The 14,293-nt window shown below is 67.3% G+C and carries 15 protein-coding genes; 8 read left to right on the forward strand and 7 right to left on the reverse strand.

Features of this window, described 5'->3' with window-relative positions:
• Window positions 1–182 precede the first annotated feature (182 nt).
• Window positions 183–1,067, forward strand: coding sequence for a cyclopropane mycolic acid synthase family methyltransferase (locus ABDC78_RS15190; RefSeq protein WP_178356830.1), 885 nt, complete (start codon window positions 183–185; stop codon window positions 1,065–1,067).
• A gap of 8 nt (window positions 1,068–1,075) precedes the next feature.
• On the opposite strand, the gene speB is transcribed toward ABDC78_RS15190, so the two are convergent.
• Both speB and ABDC78_RS15200 read right to left on the reverse strand, forming a co-directional pair.
• Window positions 1,076–2,134 (reverse strand): agmatinase, encoded by a 1,059-nt coding sequence (speB, locus tag ABDC78_RS15195; RefSeq protein WP_178356829.1) that lies wholly within the window; start codon window positions 2,132–2,134, stop codon window positions 1,076–1,078.
• Window positions 2,135–2,177: 43 nt separating this feature from the next.
• Window positions 2,178–2,600 carry a thioesterase family protein gene (locus ABDC78_RS15200; protein WP_178356828.1) on the reverse strand — a complete coding sequence of 141 codons (423 nt, stop codon included), beginning with the start codon at window positions 2,598–2,600 and terminating at the stop codon, window positions 2,178–2,180.
• 62 nt (window positions 2,601–2,662) lie between these two features.
• On the opposite strand from ABDC78_RS15200, the gene ABDC78_RS15205 reads away from it, so the two are divergent.
• From ABDC78_RS15205 to ABDC78_RS15220, 4 genes are all read left to right on the forward strand, one after another.
• Window positions 2,663–3,625: a threonine/serine dehydratase gene (locus tag ABDC78_RS15205; RefSeq protein ID WP_178356827.1), complete on the forward strand. Its 963-nt coding sequence runs from the start codon at window positions 2,663–2,665 to the stop codon at window positions 3,623–3,625.
• Window positions 3,626–3,725: 100 nt separating this feature from the next.
• Entirely contained in the window at window positions 3,726–5,006 is a 1,281-nt protein-coding gene (locus ABDC78_RS15210) for a hypothetical protein (protein WP_178356826.1), read from the forward strand.
• A gap of 46 nt (window positions 5,007–5,052) precedes the next feature.
• Window positions 5,053–5,676 (forward strand): Pr6Pr family membrane protein, encoded by a 624-nt coding sequence (locus ABDC78_RS15215; protein WP_178356825.1) that lies wholly within the window; start codon window positions 5,053–5,055, stop codon window positions 5,674–5,676.
• 115 nt (window positions 5,677–5,791) lie between these two features.
• Entirely contained in the window at window positions 5,792–6,592 is an 801-nt protein-coding gene (locus ABDC78_RS15220; protein ID WP_347133098.1) for a L,D-transpeptidase, read from the forward strand.
• Between the two features lie 7 nt (window positions 6,593–6,599).
• Here ABDC78_RS15220 and ABDC78_RS15225 read toward each other — a convergent pair whose 3' ends face one another.
• Window positions 6,600–7,028, reverse strand: coding sequence for a lipoprotein LpqH (locus tag ABDC78_RS15225; RefSeq protein WP_178356824.1), 429 nt, complete (start codon window positions 7,026–7,028; stop codon window positions 6,600–6,602).
• 101 nt (window positions 7,029–7,129) lie between these two features.
• Window positions 7,130–7,915 (reverse strand): helix-turn-helix domain-containing protein, encoded by a 786-nt coding sequence (locus ABDC78_RS15230; protein WP_178356823.1) that lies wholly within the window; start codon window positions 7,913–7,915, stop codon window positions 7,130–7,132.
• 108 nt (window positions 7,916–8,023) lie between these two features.
• Here ABDC78_RS15230 and ABDC78_RS15235 point away from each other — a divergent pair, with 108 nt between their 5' ends.
• The gene (locus tag ABDC78_RS15235) at window positions 8,024–8,377 is read left to right on the forward strand and encodes a hypothetical protein (protein WP_178356822.1); all 354 of its coding nucleotides are present in this window, start codon (window positions 8,024–8,026) and stop codon (window positions 8,375–8,377) included.
• Here ABDC78_RS15235 and ABDC78_RS15240 read toward each other — a convergent pair.
• A complete protein-coding gene (locus ABDC78_RS15240) occupies window positions 8,322–9,581 on the reverse strand; it encodes a cytochrome P450 (protein WP_347133099.1) in 1,260 nt (419 codons plus the stop codon). The genes ABDC78_RS15235 and ABDC78_RS15240 overlap by 56 nt on opposite strands.
• 184 nt (window positions 9,582–9,765) lie before the next feature.
• Here ABDC78_RS15240 and ABDC78_RS15245 point away from each other — a divergent pair, with 184 nt between their 5' ends.
• Window positions 9,766–10,263, forward strand: coding sequence for a hypothetical protein (locus ABDC78_RS15245; RefSeq protein ID WP_178360292.1), 498 nt, complete (start codon window positions 9,766–9,768; stop codon window positions 10,261–10,263).
• Here ABDC78_RS15245 and ABDC78_RS15250 read toward each other — a convergent pair.
• Both ABDC78_RS15250 and ABDC78_RS15255 read right to left on the reverse strand, forming a co-directional pair.
• Window positions 10,260–12,503: a molybdopterin-dependent oxidoreductase gene (locus ABDC78_RS15250; protein ID WP_178360291.1), complete on the reverse strand. Its 2,244-nt coding sequence runs from the start codon at window positions 12,501–12,503 to the stop codon at window positions 10,260–10,262. The two genes, ABDC78_RS15245 and ABDC78_RS15250, sit on opposite strands and share 4 nt — an antisense overlap.
• Before the next feature lie 4 nt (window positions 12,504–12,507).
• Complete coding sequence (locus ABDC78_RS15255; RefSeq protein ID WP_178360290.1) at window positions 12,508–13,098, reverse strand: TetR/AcrR family transcriptional regulator; 591 nt, start codon at window positions 13,096–13,098, stop codon at window positions 12,508–12,510.
• Window positions 13,099–13,353: 255 nt separating this feature from the next.
• On the opposite strand from ABDC78_RS15255, the gene ABDC78_RS15260 reads away from it, so the two are divergent.
• On the forward strand, window positions 13,354–14,268 hold the full coding sequence (locus tag ABDC78_RS15260) for an MBL fold metallo-hydrolase (RefSeq protein WP_178360289.1): 915 nt from the start codon (window positions 13,354–13,356) through the stop codon (window positions 14,266–14,268).
• Window positions 14,269–14,293 lie beyond the last annotated feature (25 nt).

Raw genomic sequence — 14,293 nt, forward strand, 5'->3', positions numbered from 1 at the left:
GGCCAACCGTTCGTTTTTTGTCACCGCTGACCGTTGCTGCGCGACGCCACCTGGTGATTCACTGGTGTCACTGACCCTCGGGTAGTGTGCGTGAATTGCGCAGACGATGAGACAGGCCCTCAGACCGGGCGGGGCCGACCATCGACCATCGACCAACATCCCGAATCTCAAAGGCGTGTAATTTGCCAGAAATCACCGAAGGCGTTCAGAACCTGAAGCCTCACTTCGAAGACGTGCAGTCGCATTACGACCTGTCGGACGACTTCTACCGGTTGTTCCTCGACCCGACGCAGACGTACAGCTGCGCGTACTTCGAGCGCGACGACATGACGCTCGAAGAGGCGCAGATAGCCAAGATCGACCTGTCCCTCGGAAAGCTCGGGCTGGAGCCCGGGATGACGTTGCTCGACATCGGTTGCGGCTGGGGTGCCACTTTGCTGCGTGCGATCGAGAAGTACGACGTGAACGTGGTCGGACTCACGTTGAGCCGCAACCAGCAGGCCCACGTCCAGCAGCTTCTCGACAAGCAGGACAGCCCGCGGTCGAAGAAGGTTCTGCTCCAGGGGTGGGAGCAATTCGACGAGCCCGTCGACCGCATCGTCTCGATCGGCGCTTTCGAGCACTTCGGGCGAGATCGCTACGACGAGTTCTTCAAGATGGCCTACCGGGTGCTGCCCTCCGACGGCGTGATGATGCTGCACACCATCATCAAGCCCACCGACGAGGAGTTCACCGATCGCGGGCTGAAGCTGACGATGAGCATCGTGCGGTTCTCGAAGTTCATCATGGACCAGATCTTCCCGGGCGGAGACCTGCCCAAGCCCACCACGGTCGAGGAGCACGCGTCCAAGGCGGGGTTCCGGCTCACGCGCGAGCAGCGGCTGCGACTCCATTACGCGAAGACCCTCGACATCTGGGCAGATGCATTGCGGTCACGGGAGGACGACGCTGTCGCCATCCAGTCCCGCGAGGTCTACGACCGCTACATGAAGTACCTCACGGGCTGCGCGGATCTGTTCCGCGATGGCTACACCGACATCTGTCAGTTCACCCTTCAGAAGGGCTGAACCGGTAGTCAGCGAGCGGGCCCGGCGTCGCGGTACGAGCGCGCCGGCTGCCCCGGTTCGGCATCGGCCGCGTCCCGGCGCCGCGCGGCCATGCCGGCGAGAGCCTCGAACACCACCCGGTGCGCAGCGTTGACCGTCAGTTCGGCGTGGTCGTAGGCAGGTGCCACCTCGACCACGTCCACCCCGGCGACGTCGTGCTCGTAGCAGAGTTGGCGCACCATCCTCAGAAGGTCCGCGCTGGTGATGCCACCAGGCTCCGGGGTGCCGGTGCCCGGCGCGTGCGCGGGGTCGAGCACGTCGATGTCGACCGAGACGTAGAGCTTGTCGGCTTTGGCGAGCGCCTCGCTCACCGCGTCGCGCATGACCTCCTTGAAGCCGCGCTCCCAGATCTCCTGCATGGTGTGCCAGGTCATGCCTTGCTCGAGCATCCACTCGAAGGTGTCCTGCGGCGGCCAGTAACCGCGCAGTCCGACCTGCACGAAATGGGTTCCGGGCACTGCGCCGGACTCGATCAGCCGACGCATCGGGGTGCCGTGGCTGGCGAGGTTGCCCTCGATCTCGTCGGCGGTGTCGGCGTGCGCATCGAAGTGAACGATGCCGACGTTGCCGTACCCGTGGACGTCGGCCACCGCCGTGGCTGCGGGCCACGTGATCGAATGGTCACCGCCGAGGATGACCGGCACGATCCCGCGCTCGGCCAGGGTGCGGACGCGTTCGCGAATGTTGTTGTGCGACACCTCAGTCTGCCCGTGCGGGCAATAGGCGTCGCCGAAATCGACGACCTCCAGCCAGTCGAAGATCTCCAGTCCGAGATCCATGTGGTACGAGCCGGGCTCATAGGCCGTGGCGCGGATGGCCCGTGGACCGAAACGCGCCCCGGGCCGGTTGGTGGTCCCGATGTCGAACGGCGCACCGACGATGGCCGCATCCGGTTTCCACGCATCGAGCTGCTCGACCTCGGTCAAGAACGGCCGGTGCCCGAACGACACGAGACCGGCGTAGGCCAGGTCGAGTTGCTCGGCCATTCCCGGCGGAATCTCGCGATGGTGGTCGTGATCGTGGCCCATGCGCATGACCGTACCGCTCATCGGGCCGCTGAACGGCCCGAAGTCATCGAGTGGCCGTACCGCTCAGCGCATCCCGCAGCGAAGGGGGAATCGGCCGCTTCGTCCAGTCCTCGGTCGACACCAGCACGTACACGTTGTGCCCTTCGACCGCCAACTGCTCCTCGGCCCCTTCACTGCTGCGATGCACGCCGAAGGCGATGGTGAAACTCGTCGAGCCGATCCGCACACAATCCGCGGTGACCCGCACCGAATCCCGCCACCGGACCGATGCCCGGTAGTCGATCTCGCTGTGCACCACCTGGAAGTCGTACCCGGTGGCCATCAGGTCCGGGTACGCGAGACCAAGATCCTCCAGGAGACCGGTGCACGCCTCGTCGAACCAGGTCAGGTAGTGGCCGTTGAACACCACACCCTGTTGGTCCACCTCGGCGTAGCGGGGCACGATCGGCAGCGAGAATGCGCTCACTCGCGTCACCTTAGCGACGGACCCCGGGTGAACATGCCGAGCGACTGGACGAGACTCGACCCATGACGCTCGTGACGATCGATGACATCCGCGCAGCCGCCGACCGTATCCGGCCCCACGTCGTGCGGACTCCGCTGCTGGCGGCGCGGTGGGGAGACGACGACCGGCCACTGTGGGTCAAACCCGAGAACCTGCAGCCCATCGGCGCATTCAAGGTCCGCGGCGCCTTCAACGCCATCGCCGCGATGACCAGCACCGGCGCGAGGCCGCCGGCCGTGGTGGCCTACTCGAGCGGCAACCATGCGCAGGCGGTGGCCTACGCCGCGGCCACCTACGGTCTGCCGGCACACATCGTGATGCCCGAGGAAACTCCGAGCGTCAAGGTCCGGGCAACTCGGGAGTACGGGGCCAATGTGGTGCTGTGTGCGGCGGGGGAGCGGGAGGCCGAAGCGGCCAGGGTCGTGGCCGACACCGGCGGGGTGCTGATCCCACCGTTCGACCATCCCGATGTGATCGCCGGGCAGGGCACGATCGGCCTCGAGATCGCCGCTGACCTGCCGGCGGTGCACAACGTGCTGATTCCGGTCAGCGGCGGTGGGCTGGCGTCGGGCATCGGCGTCGCGGTCAGGGCGCTGTGCCCGGCGGCGAAGATCTTCGGGGTGGAGCCCGAATTGGCCGCCGACACCACCGAGGCGATGGCCCTCGGGCACCGCGTGGACTGGTCCATCGAGGACCGCAACCGCACGATCGCCGACGGCCTGCGCTCACAGCCGTCGGATCTGACGTTCACGCATCTGCAGCAGGTGCTCGACGGGATGATCACCGTTTCGGAAGATGAAATCCGTTCTGCGGTAGGCGATTTGGCGTACCGCGCCCACCTCGTCAGCGAGCCCAGCGGAGCGGTGGCGCTGGCCGCCTACCGACAGGGTGCCACCCCGCCGGGTGCCACCGTGGTGATCCTGTCCGGCGGCAACATCGAACCGGCACTGCTGCAGCAGATCCTCGCCGAGCGATCGCCCGGCTGATTTGACAGGTGTGCAATGTCGGGTGGTCAGCAGGTAGGGTCACCCGGGATTCCGTCACACGATCTGTCGAAAGGATCGTGGACGCGCGAAGGAGTGTTTTGTGGACGCGGTACTCGGCTTGTCGGTGACACCGTCTGCCGTCGGACTGGTCCTGGTGGAGGGGCAGGACGCCGACGGCGTGACGATGGACGGGGACGGCTTCGAGGTGCTCGCCGGCGGGGCATCGAGCGCGCTCCGGACCTCGGAGCAGGCTGCCGCCGCGGTGCTGCGCACCGAGGCGCTCGCCGCGGACCGCGGTCACCGCGTGCACTCCATCGGCGTGACCTGGAGCGACGACGCGGATACCGAGGCATCACTGCTGTTGAAGTCGCTGAGCGACTCCGGTTTCGACAACATCGTGCCGGTGCGGCTGTCGGAGGCCACCGACGCACTGGCCCGCGGCATCGCCGAGGTGACGGGCTACCAGACCACTGCGGTCTGCGTCATCGAGCCCGAACACCTGATTGCGTTGGTCGTGCAGACCGACGAAGGCGCGGTGCAGACCGCGGTCAACCACACCGTCGTGACCGAAGAAGACCTAGTCGGCTGGCTGAGCGCGGTGTTCACCAAGGCGGACTGGCAGCCCGAGGCCCTTGTGCTCGTCGGCTCCGCCGAGGACCTCGACGGTTTGCTGCCCGTCCTCGAGGATGCGCTGGCGGTGCCCGTGTTCACACCCGCCGAGGCCCAGTTGGCACTGGCGCGCGGGGCAGCCCTGGCGTGTGCGCAGAGCAGCGAGTTCCGGTTCGACGGCGAATACGCGGGTGCCCCCGCCGACAGTGCCGGACCGGTTGCCGCCCGGCGCGGATTCGGGCGCTTCGCACAGTCGGGGCCGGCCGCGGCACTGGCCGCAGGTGTTGTCACCTTTGTGGCGTCCGCGTCCGCGGCGCTGGCCTTGCTTGCGGCCCCCGAGCAGTCGGCTTCCCCGTCACGTCCAGCAGTCGACGCGTCCACGCAGACGCCTGCCGCGGTCCGCGCGCCCGCGCCGATGCGGCCGCCGCCGCCCGCGCCGGTCGTCGAGGCGGCGCCCCCACCCGCGCCCGAGACGCCGCCCATCGTCGAGGCCGAGCCGATCCCCGAGGTCGCCCCGATCGCCGAAGACGCCCCGGTTCTGGAGGCCGTGCCGCCGCAGGACGGCATCCCGGTGGCACCGCCCCCGCTCGAAGCGGCCCCGCCGGGGATGCCGCCACCGGGCGTGGCCCCGCCGCCGGTCCCCGAGGAGCGGCCGGGCATCCTGGATCGGATCCGCGAGAGACTCTCCGGTGTGGGCGACGGCCAACCCGAACCTGCCGCCGTACCGCCACCTCCGCCGCCTGTCGCACCCTTGCCGCCGCCACCACAGTAGGAGTGCCCGCGGGCGCGACGGCGTCGCAACGTTTACGCTCGCGGGGGTGAGCCAGCCTGTCGCACCGCCCGGAACAGCGATCCTGCGCACCGCACTGCGTGTCGCGATCATCCTGTCCGTGGTGGCAGCGGTGGCGATAGTGGCGGTGACCTCGGAACGGGGCGTGTGGTGGCGGCTGATCACCTTCACCTACCAGGCCAACCTGCTCGCCGCCGGGTACTACCTGTGGACGCTGGTGTCGCCACGTGCGGACTCCCGGGTCGGGGTGCGCGGCGCGATCGTGCTCTACGTGGTGCTGGCCGGCGTCGTCTGGAACCTGTTCCTGACAGACCACAGCATGGGATACACACCCGCAAACCTGCTGCTGCACGTCGTGGTGCCGGTTCTCGCACTGACCGACTGGTTGCTCGTCGGCCGTGGGATGGCGAGGGTTTCGTGGTGGCAACCGCTCGCCTGGTTGGTCTACCCCGCCGCATATCTCGCGCTGGCACTGCTGGTGCTCAACAGGTTCGGCCGACGGGCGCCCTATTTCTTCCTGGATCCCGCTACCGTCGGCGCCGCCGCGGTGGCGATCAACGTCGGTGCGCTGGCCGGGTGTGTGCTGGCTGTCGGTTACGCGTTGCTGGCAGCCCACCGCGCCGCCGCCACTGCGATCGTCGACACGCCGTGAAACGTTCCGACGTGCGAATTCGATAAGCGATCAGAAGCAAGAAGAATCCACCCACCAAGTCGCCGGGCAACGCTTTCGCCCGCGCCGAACTCGGACGACGAACTAGGATGGCAACGTGCTGAGCGCTCGTGTGCAGCGAACTCGACCCGGGGGCAGGATCACCCGGCGCATCGTCGCGGTGATCGGTTCCGCCCTGCTGGTCAGCGGGCTGTCGGTGGCCGGACCGCTACCGTCGGGGTGGGCCGGATCGGCCGTTCCCTCAGCGGTTGCCGGCGTGACACCCGTGTCAGGCCAAACCGTCGGTGTCGCCCACCCGGTGACCGTGACGTTCACCGGCGCGATCAACAACCGGGCCGCGGCCGAAGGGTCGATCGCGGTCACTCCCGCCGGGGCACCGGAAACCGCATCCGGGTCGTTCGTGTGGCTCGACGACCACGTCGTCGAGTGGACCCCCGCCGAATTCTTCCCGGCGCACACACCGATCAATGTGTCCGTCGGAGGGTTCTCCACCAGCTTCCAGACCGGTTCGTCGGTGGTCGGCGTTGCCGACATCAGCGACTACTCGTTCACCGTGAGCATCGACGGCGTGACCGCGAGGCAGATGCCGGCCTCGATGGGCAAGGCCAAGTTCCCCACGCCGGTCGGACGGTTCACCGCGCTGAGCAAAGAGCGCAACGTCACCTTCGACTCGAGGACCATCGGCATACCGCTCGACGACCCGGAGGGCTACCTGATCAAGGGTGAGTACGGGATCCGGGTGACGTGGGGTGGCGTGTACGTGCACTCCGCGCCGTGGTCGGTGGGTTCGCAGGGCTACGCGAACGTCAGCCACGGGTGCATCAACCTCAGCCCGGACAACGCCGCCTGGTACTTCGACAACGTTCGGGTCGGCGACCCGATCATCGTCCAGGCCTGAGGCAAGCTCAGCAGTCGGCCTCGATCCTGAACTTCGCCGTCACCTCGTTCATCGGGTCGTCGACGAAGTTGCCGGCCGCCGAGCCGGTGATCGTGTATTTGCCGTCGACACCGGTCACCTCTGCCTCACCGATGTTGTCGGCCCAGTAGGTACCGGTGAAACCGCCGAACCCGCGGAAGTCCACTGACATCGGAGTGACCGACCCCCCTGTCTCCAGTACGGCGGTGAAGCCGTCGTCCTTCTCGGGGGTCTCGATGTACCAGGACCAGCCTGATTGATGGCAGCGGACGGCATGCGCCCCGCCGGTGTCGGTGCCGTCGATGCTCACCCTCGCGGTGGTGCCGCCGAGCGCCGGTTCCGGTGTCGAGCAACCGGCTGCGCCGAGGATTGCAGCGCTGCCGATCGTGACCGCTGCCACGAGGTGTCGGGTCTCCATGGCGCTCGACTCTATTCGCTGCGGCGCGGTTCTCCGGCCGAAATGCCCGGGTATGACGGATCGGATTTGTCTCCCGGGCCGGGTTCCGCCGACGTCCGCGGCTAACGCAAGGCTTGTGCGGTGGCGTCGTCAGCGGGCAGGAAGGCCTCGATGCTGAGTTCTGCGGCGGTGAGATCCAGCGCGGTGCCGAACGTCGTGACCATACTCACGAAGCGCAGCAGCCGTCCGTCCGTAGTCTCCAGTTCGAGCGGTACCGCCACTCCGCCCAGATCCGCCGCCCGCTCCAAACCTCCAGGGTACGAATCGATCTCGGTGAGCAATGCGCGTAGCTGTTCGGAATCGCCTGCCTCGACCTCGCGGCGCACCCGCTCGATCAGGTGCGCGCGCCACTGCGCGAGATTGGCGATCCGCGGCGCCAGGCCGTCGGGATGCAACGCGATGCGCAGCGCATTGGGCCGCTCGAGCAGATGCGGTGCGACACCCTCGAGCAACACCGCGGCCCCCGAGTTGGCCTCCAGGATCCACCAACCCCGGTCCACCGCGACACAGGGGTAGGGATCGAACGCGTCCAGGACCCGTCGGACCCCGAGTCGCACGGCAGCCATGTCCGCCGCGTCGAGTGACCGCTCGCCGTAGACCGGGGCCAGTCCTGCAGCCAGCAGCAGAGCATTCTGTTCGCGCCGGGGCACCTCGAGGACCGCGGCCAATCGCAGCACCATCGTCCTACTGGGGCGCGCCCGCCCGGTTTCGATGAAGCTGACGTGACGCGCGGAGACCTCCGCTGCGAGTGCGAGATCGAGCTGACTGAGCCGACGCCGCAGACGCCAGCGACGCAGCATCGTACCGACCGACCCGGATGCTCCGGGGGCAAGATCCGCAGCCGTCATGACGACGAGTGTGGTCGCCTGATGCGCGTCTGACCACTACCTCCGAGGTAATTGTGCCGCCTACCTCCAGCAGGCACGGTGAAGGGAAGACACAGGAGAGGCAGGGCCATGACATCACCCATCGAATCGCTGCCGAACATCCCGCGATGGTTGCGCTTCGTGCTGATCTGCGACCGGGCCGGTTCGTCGTGGTACATCGGTGCAGGCTTCTTCTTCGCCCCGGTGCTGGCGATACTGTCGCCGTGGCCGGTGCTCACCACCGTGCTCTGGGTGGTCATCGGGCTGAGCGGCCTCTGGCTGGGCCTGCTCGGCGTCGCCATGGCCACCGGTCTGGCGATGGTGCTGCGGTCGAATGCCGAGATCCCCGAGGACTACTGGCGTTCCATCCTCGACTACCCGAGCGCCGTCAGTGCTTCACCGGGCAGGCCGACTGTCCGGAGTAGTCGACCTGCCAGTGTTTGATGCCGTTCAGCCAGCCCGACCTGAGCCGTTCGGGCGTGCCCACGGATGTCAGATCGGGCATGTGGTCCGCGATCGCGTTGAACATCAGCTCGATCGTCATCCTGGCCAGGTTCGCCCCGACGCAGTAGTGGGCACCGGTCCCGCCGAAGCCGACGTGCGGGTTGGGGTCACGCAGGATGTTGAACGAGAACGGATCGTCGAAGACCTCCTCATCGAAGTTCGCCGACCGGTAGGACATGACGACGCGCTGTCCCTTCTTGATGGGAACCCCTGACAGCTCGTAGTCCTGCAGCGCGGTGCGCTGGAACGATGTGACGGGCGTGGCCCACCGCACGATCTCGTCCACCGCGCTGAACGGACGTTCGCGTTTGTACAGCTCCCACTGGTCGGGGTGGTCGGCGAACGCGATCATGCCGTGGGTGATCGAGTTGCGGGTCGTCTCGTTGCCGGCCACTGCCAGCAGCACCATGAAGAAGCCGAATTCGTCGTCGGAGAGCTTGTGGCCGTCGACGTCGGCCTCGATCAGCTTGGTGACGATGTCCTCGCCGGGCTCCTCGGCCCGGATCGCGGCCAGTTGCATCGCGTACATGATCAGTTCGGTGGCGGCGTTGCGTCCGTCGTGGTGCGCGAACTCCGGATCGTCGTCGGCGACCATCTCGTTGGACCAGTCGAAGATCTTCTTGCGATCTTCCAGCGGGATGCCGATCAGCCCGGCGATCGCCTGCAGCGGCAGTTCGCAGGAGACCTGTTCGACGAAGTCGCCCGCGCCCGAGGCTGCGGCGTTCTTGGCGATGTTCTGGGCCCGCTCGCCGAGGTCGGCGCGCAGGCGTTCGACAGCCCGCGGTGTGAAGCCCCGCGAGATGATCTTGCGCAGGTGGGTGTGGTGCGGCGCGTCCATGTTGAGCAGGACGAACTTGCCCGTCTCGATCTGCTCGCCGGTGGAGCCTGCCGGATAGCGGGGGAGTGCGGTCTTCTCGAGGCTGGAGAACACGTCGCTGCGTTTGGAGATCTCTTTGACGTCCTTGTGTTTGGTGACCACCCAGTAGCCACCGTCACCGAACGGCCCGGAACCGCCTTCGGTCTGCTCGTTCCACCAGATCGGCGCGGTTCGACGCAACTCCGCCAGCTCCTCCACCGGTAACCGCTCGCAGTTGAGGTCAGGATCGGTGAAGTCGAATCCGGGCGGGAGGGTGGGAGTCGGCATACGTTGGCTCCTAAACCGTCAAGTGGCCGTACCGCATTGCAACACGAAGTCGGGCCCCGGCGAGACAACTTGGGAGAAGTGTCCACCAGGTTTCACCACTGGACTCAGCCGGCGAGCGGTGTAACGATTTCAGTGCCGCAGCAGATGCATCCAGTACCAACCGCCACACCCGGAGGGGGCATCGGTGAAGTTCGGATTAGACACGAAGAGCATTTCCCTGGTCGGCGCTGCCGCGTTCGCCTCGCTGATGGTCGCGGCCGCGCCCGCGGCGGCTGAACCGGTGCCGCCGCCCGCGCCGGTGCCGGCACCCGTCGCCGCGCCGGCACCCGTCGCCGCGCCGGCGGCACCGCTGGGGGCCGAGATCGCGCCCCAGGCCGTCACGACCGGCCCAGCCGAAGCCGCGGCCGAGGGCGTTCCCCATCTGCCGAGCCTGGACAACCTGCCCCCCGGCACCAGCGACGCCCCGGTGGCGCCGAGCCAGCCGCGACTGACATATCTGCGGGATCTGTGGCACGCCATGCAGACGCAGGAGGTCAGCGGCGGCGACGCGCTGCTGCTGCTGACGCAGCGGCCGATGGTCGCCGACGCCGCGCCACCGCCGGGACTACCGGTGGGGCCACAGGCACCGTTGCCGCCCGCGCCGTTGCCGCCCGGCACCGAACCCGCGCCCGTCACTCCTTAGTCGGCAGCCGCCGACGCCACTGCGGGTTGGATTCGTGCCGGAACATGTTTGTGCCAGGGCGTTCCGGCGTAGGCGTCCCGCCAGCCGCTCGAGGTGAGTGAATTCGGCGCCACCCCGGGAACCTGCCCACTGCCGTCACCATCGACAAAATCGAGACCATAGCCATTGGGCAGTGACACATGGCCGGGCAGCATCGACTCGCTGATCTCGACGGTCGCCTCTGCCGCACCCGCCGCTGTCGTGATCCGCGCCCGGCCACCGTCGGTGAGCCCGAGTGCGTCCGCGTCCTGAGCACTCACCCGGAGCGCTCCGTCCGCGTCCCGCTTACGCCAGGAGGGGTCGCGGATGATGTCGTTGGCGGTGTACGCGCGACGCTCGCCGGCCGACAGCACGATCGGGAACTCCGGTGAGGTCAGTTCCCTGGGCGGGGCGGCCAATCCCTTCATGTCGGCGAGCATCTCGGGTATCTCCAGGGCGATCTTGTGATCCGGATGCGAGATCAGCGCAAAATCGTCGCCGTACTCGTGGACGGTGAACGTGACGCCCGAACGGCTCTGCAGAATTGCGTCGAACAGCGCGTTGCCGTCGGCGTGCCCGGCACGGCGGACCGCCTCCGGGTAGGTCATCGCCGCCTTCTGCGCCAGCCCCCACAACGCGGCCGCCCCGGAAAGCCCCACGGGCAGTGTCGGACCCAACGTCTCGTACAACACAAACGGCAGCACCTTGCCCAACCCAGGGTTGGCGCCGACCGCCACGAGGAAGGCTTCGGTGAAATCTGCGCGGCCCCGCACGGCAGCGTCGCGCAGAGGAACCAGCTCGGCCTCGTCGACGACCTCGAGGGCACGCACCAGACGCGCCCAGATCTCGGGCTCGGGCAGTGTGCCGGGTAGGGGTTCCAACAGCGGGTGCCGAAGATGGAATGTGTTGTGGGGGAATTCGAGGTTGAAGAAGGTCGCTTCGACCTTCTCGAACTGGGTGGCGGCGGGGAGCACATAGTGCGCCAACCGGGCCGTCTCGGTCATCGCGACGTCGATGACCACGAGCAGTTCGAGCGCGGTGAACGCTTCCGACACCGCGTGCGAGTCCGCGACAGAGTGCGCCGGGTTGCTGCTCTCCACGATCATCGCGCGAAACCGGTCTGGGTGGTCGGTCAGGATCTCCTCGGGCACCACGTTGCTGGGCATCAACCCACCGATGATCGGCGCACCCGTCACCGGCGTCCGGCCGACCCCGCCGGGACGGAACAGCGGGGCGAACGACGAATGCAGGTGCTGGCCACCACGTTTGGCGAAGTTTCCGGTCAGAATCCACAGCATCTTGTTCAAGTACGAACACAACGTGCTGTTGGGTGACTGCTGCACACCGAGGTCCTCGAACACCGCCACGCTGCCCGCCGTCCCGATACGCCGGGCGGCGGCCCGCAGCAGATCCTCCTCGACCCCACAACGCCGTGCGTACTCACCGACCGGCACCTCGTCGAGGACCTCACGCACCGCCGCGACACCGGTGACATGCTCGGCGAGGAACTCCTCATCACAGAGTTCTTCCTGGACCAGCACGGCGGCAAGGGCGGCCAGACACCACGCGTCGGCGCCCGGTCGGACCCGCAGGTGGAAGTCGGCCATCTTGGCGGTGTCGGTGACCACCGGATCGATGACCACCATCGACCGGTCCGGATCGTTGGCGATCTCGTGGAGGACCACCCGGGCCCGGGGAAAGCTCTGAGACATCCACGGGTTCTTGCCGATGAACACCGAGACCTCGGCGTGCTCGAACTCGCCGCGGGTGTGATTTCCGTAGAGGTGGGCGTCGACCCAGTGCTCGCCGGTCTTCTCCTGAGCGAGCGCATTGGAGCGGTGGTGGGAACCGAGGGCCTTGAGGAATGCGCCACTGTAAGCGCCACCGAGATGATTGCCCTGGCCGCCACCGCCGTAGTAGAGGATCTTGTCGCCGCCGTGAGTGTCGGCGACCGCCTGGAATCCAGCAGCGATCTCGGAAATCGCAGTGTCCCAGTCGACTTCCTCGTAGGTTCCGTCCGGCGTTCGCCTCATGGGAGACGTCAGGCGGCTTCGATTGTTCTGGTAGTGGTCCAGGCGCAACGCCTTGTTGCAGGTGTACCCCTGCGACGCGGGGTGGTCCTTGTCGCCGCGGATGCGGGCCAGGGTGCGGTCGGCTACCTGCACCACGATGCCGCAATTGCATTCGCACAAGATGCACGCCGTGGGCTGCCAGTCGGTCATCGCGTCATTCGCTTTCTTCCCGGGGTCGGATCTCGGCACCGAGCAACGACCGGAGCTGGACATGGACTGTGTCGAGTGGTTCGAGGTCGCGTGACGCCCGCGCGATGACGATCGCGCCCTCGAAGGACGAGAGGATCAGCATCGCCAGAGCGCCGGTGCGGTGCACGGGGACGCCGTCGGCGATCAACCGCTGCTCGATCACGCTGCGCCATCGGGCGAAGGCCGCGGCAGCCCGCTCGATCACGGGTTGCGCCTGGTCGGGCTTGGCCGGATCGCCCGCTTCGACAGCGACTGCGACGACCGGGCATCCTGCCCGAAAGTCGCTGCGCTGCAGCTGTTTGCGGTAGTCGTCGAAGAGAGCGTCGAGCGCCTCGAGTGTCGAGGTGGCGACGCCGAGCCTGGCTGCCATGAACTCGCCCGCATAATCGACCGCTTCACAGAGCAGCTGCGTTCGGCCGCCGGGAAAGTAGTGGTAAGCCGACCCCCTGGGCGCGCCGCTGTGCTCGAGGACGTCGGCGATGGCGGTCGGGTGCGCACCCCGTTCCCGGATCAGCAGCGCCGCGGAGATCACCATGCGTTCACGAGGACTTGTCACCGGTGCCGGACCGCCTTCCCTGGTTTTATGTATGTGACTCTACATAATTATCGCGCTCAGGCGATGGGATCAGCGGCTGCTGACCGTTGCGGCGCGTTGGGCCGCACTCCGATGGCCAGAACGGCTGGACGCCCGCCGATTCATCCTGGTCACAGAAGACCACCGGGGATGAATCCCGTGGCCGGCGCGAGTTCCACGGCAAAGACGGGTGATGCCCACCTTGTCTTCCGGTAACGCGTTCAGAAGGAGAAGAACATGAGCTTGGACAGCATTCCGCTGCTCGGTCGGGCAGGGCTCGACGAGTTGGTTCCGTCGCGCTACGCGCTGAAGGTCGGCGACATCGACGTGATGGTGATCAGCGACGGGGTACTTCCGATCACCGCCGTCACGATGGCCACCAACGTGGCCCCGGCCGACTTGTCGGCCTGGCTCAAGGACATGTACCTGCCGCCGGAGGTGCTCGACTGGCCGCTGAACGTGGCCGTGGTGCACAGCGGCGACAAGACGATCCTCATCGACTCCGGGCTCGGCACGGAGTTCCCCGGCTTCCCGCGCGCCGGCCAACTGGCCATGCGGCTGGACGCCGCCGGCATCGCCCCGTCGTCGGTGACCGACGTCGTGCTCACCCACCTGCACATGGACCACATCGGCGGACTGCTCGTCGACGGGCTGCGCGGCCGGCTGCGGCCCGACGTCCGCGTGCATGTGGCGACGGCCGAGGCCGAGTTCTGGGAGGCACCCGATTTCTCGCGCACCGTCATGCCTGCGCCGATTCCGGACGTGCTTCGGGCGACCGCCACGCAGTTCCTGGAGGTGTATCGCAACCAGTTACAGACCTTCGAGAAGGAGTACGAGGTGGCACCCGGGGTGGTGATCCGACGCACCGGCGGTCACACCCCCGGGCACAGCATCGTTCGCCTCGAATCACGAGGCGAGGCCTTGACATTCGCCGGTGACGCGGTGTTCCAGCCTGGGTTCGACAACCCCGAGTGGCAGAACGGCTTCGAACACGACCCCGAGGAGTCCGCCCGAGTGCGGGTCAACCTGTTGACGGAGCTGGCAGCGAGCGGCGAGCAACTGGTGGCCACTCATCTGCCATTCCCGTCGGTGTGCCGAGTGGCGTTCGCGGGCAATGCTTTCCGCTTCGTCGCGACCGTCTGGGACTACTGACACCTCCGTGGCTTCGGTGTAGTTG

Source organism: Mycobacterium sp. DL, assembly GCF_039729195.1.
GTDB lineage: Bacteria > Actinomycetota > Actinomycetes > Mycobacteriales > Mycobacteriaceae > Mycobacterium > Mycobacterium hippocampi_A.

Coding starts and splice junctions, on each gene's coding strand:
- speB (WP_178356829.1), bottom strand. CDS start 2,134: ATGGGCCACGATCACGACCACCATCGCGAGATTCCGCCGGGAATGGCC.
- ABDC78_RS15205 (WP_178356827.1), top strand. CDS start 2,663: ATGACGCTCGTGACGATCGATGACATCCGCGCAGCCGCCGACCGTATC.
- ABDC78_RS15225 (WP_178356824.1), bottom strand. CDS start 7,028: ATGGAGACCCGACACCTCGTGGCAGCGGTCACGATCGGCAGCGCTGCA.
- ABDC78_RS15230 (WP_178356823.1), bottom strand. CDS start 7,915: ATGACGGCTGCGGATCTTGCCCCCGGAGCATCCGGGTCGGTCGGTACG.
- ABDC78_RS15235 (WP_178356822.1), top strand. CDS start 8,024: ATGACATCACCCATCGAATCGCTGCCGAACATCCCGCGATGGTTGCGC.
- ABDC78_RS15240 (WP_347133099.1), bottom strand. CDS start 9,581: ATGCCGACTCCCACCCTCCCGCCCGGATTCGACTTCACCGATCCTGAC.
- ABDC78_RS15250 (WP_178360291.1), bottom strand. CDS start 12,503: ATGACCGACTGGCAGCCCACGGCGTGCATCTTGTGCGAATGCAATTGC.
- ABDC78_RS15260 (WP_178360289.1), top strand. CDS start 13,354: ATGAGCTTGGACAGCATTCCGCTGCTCGGTCGGGCAGGGCTCGACGAG.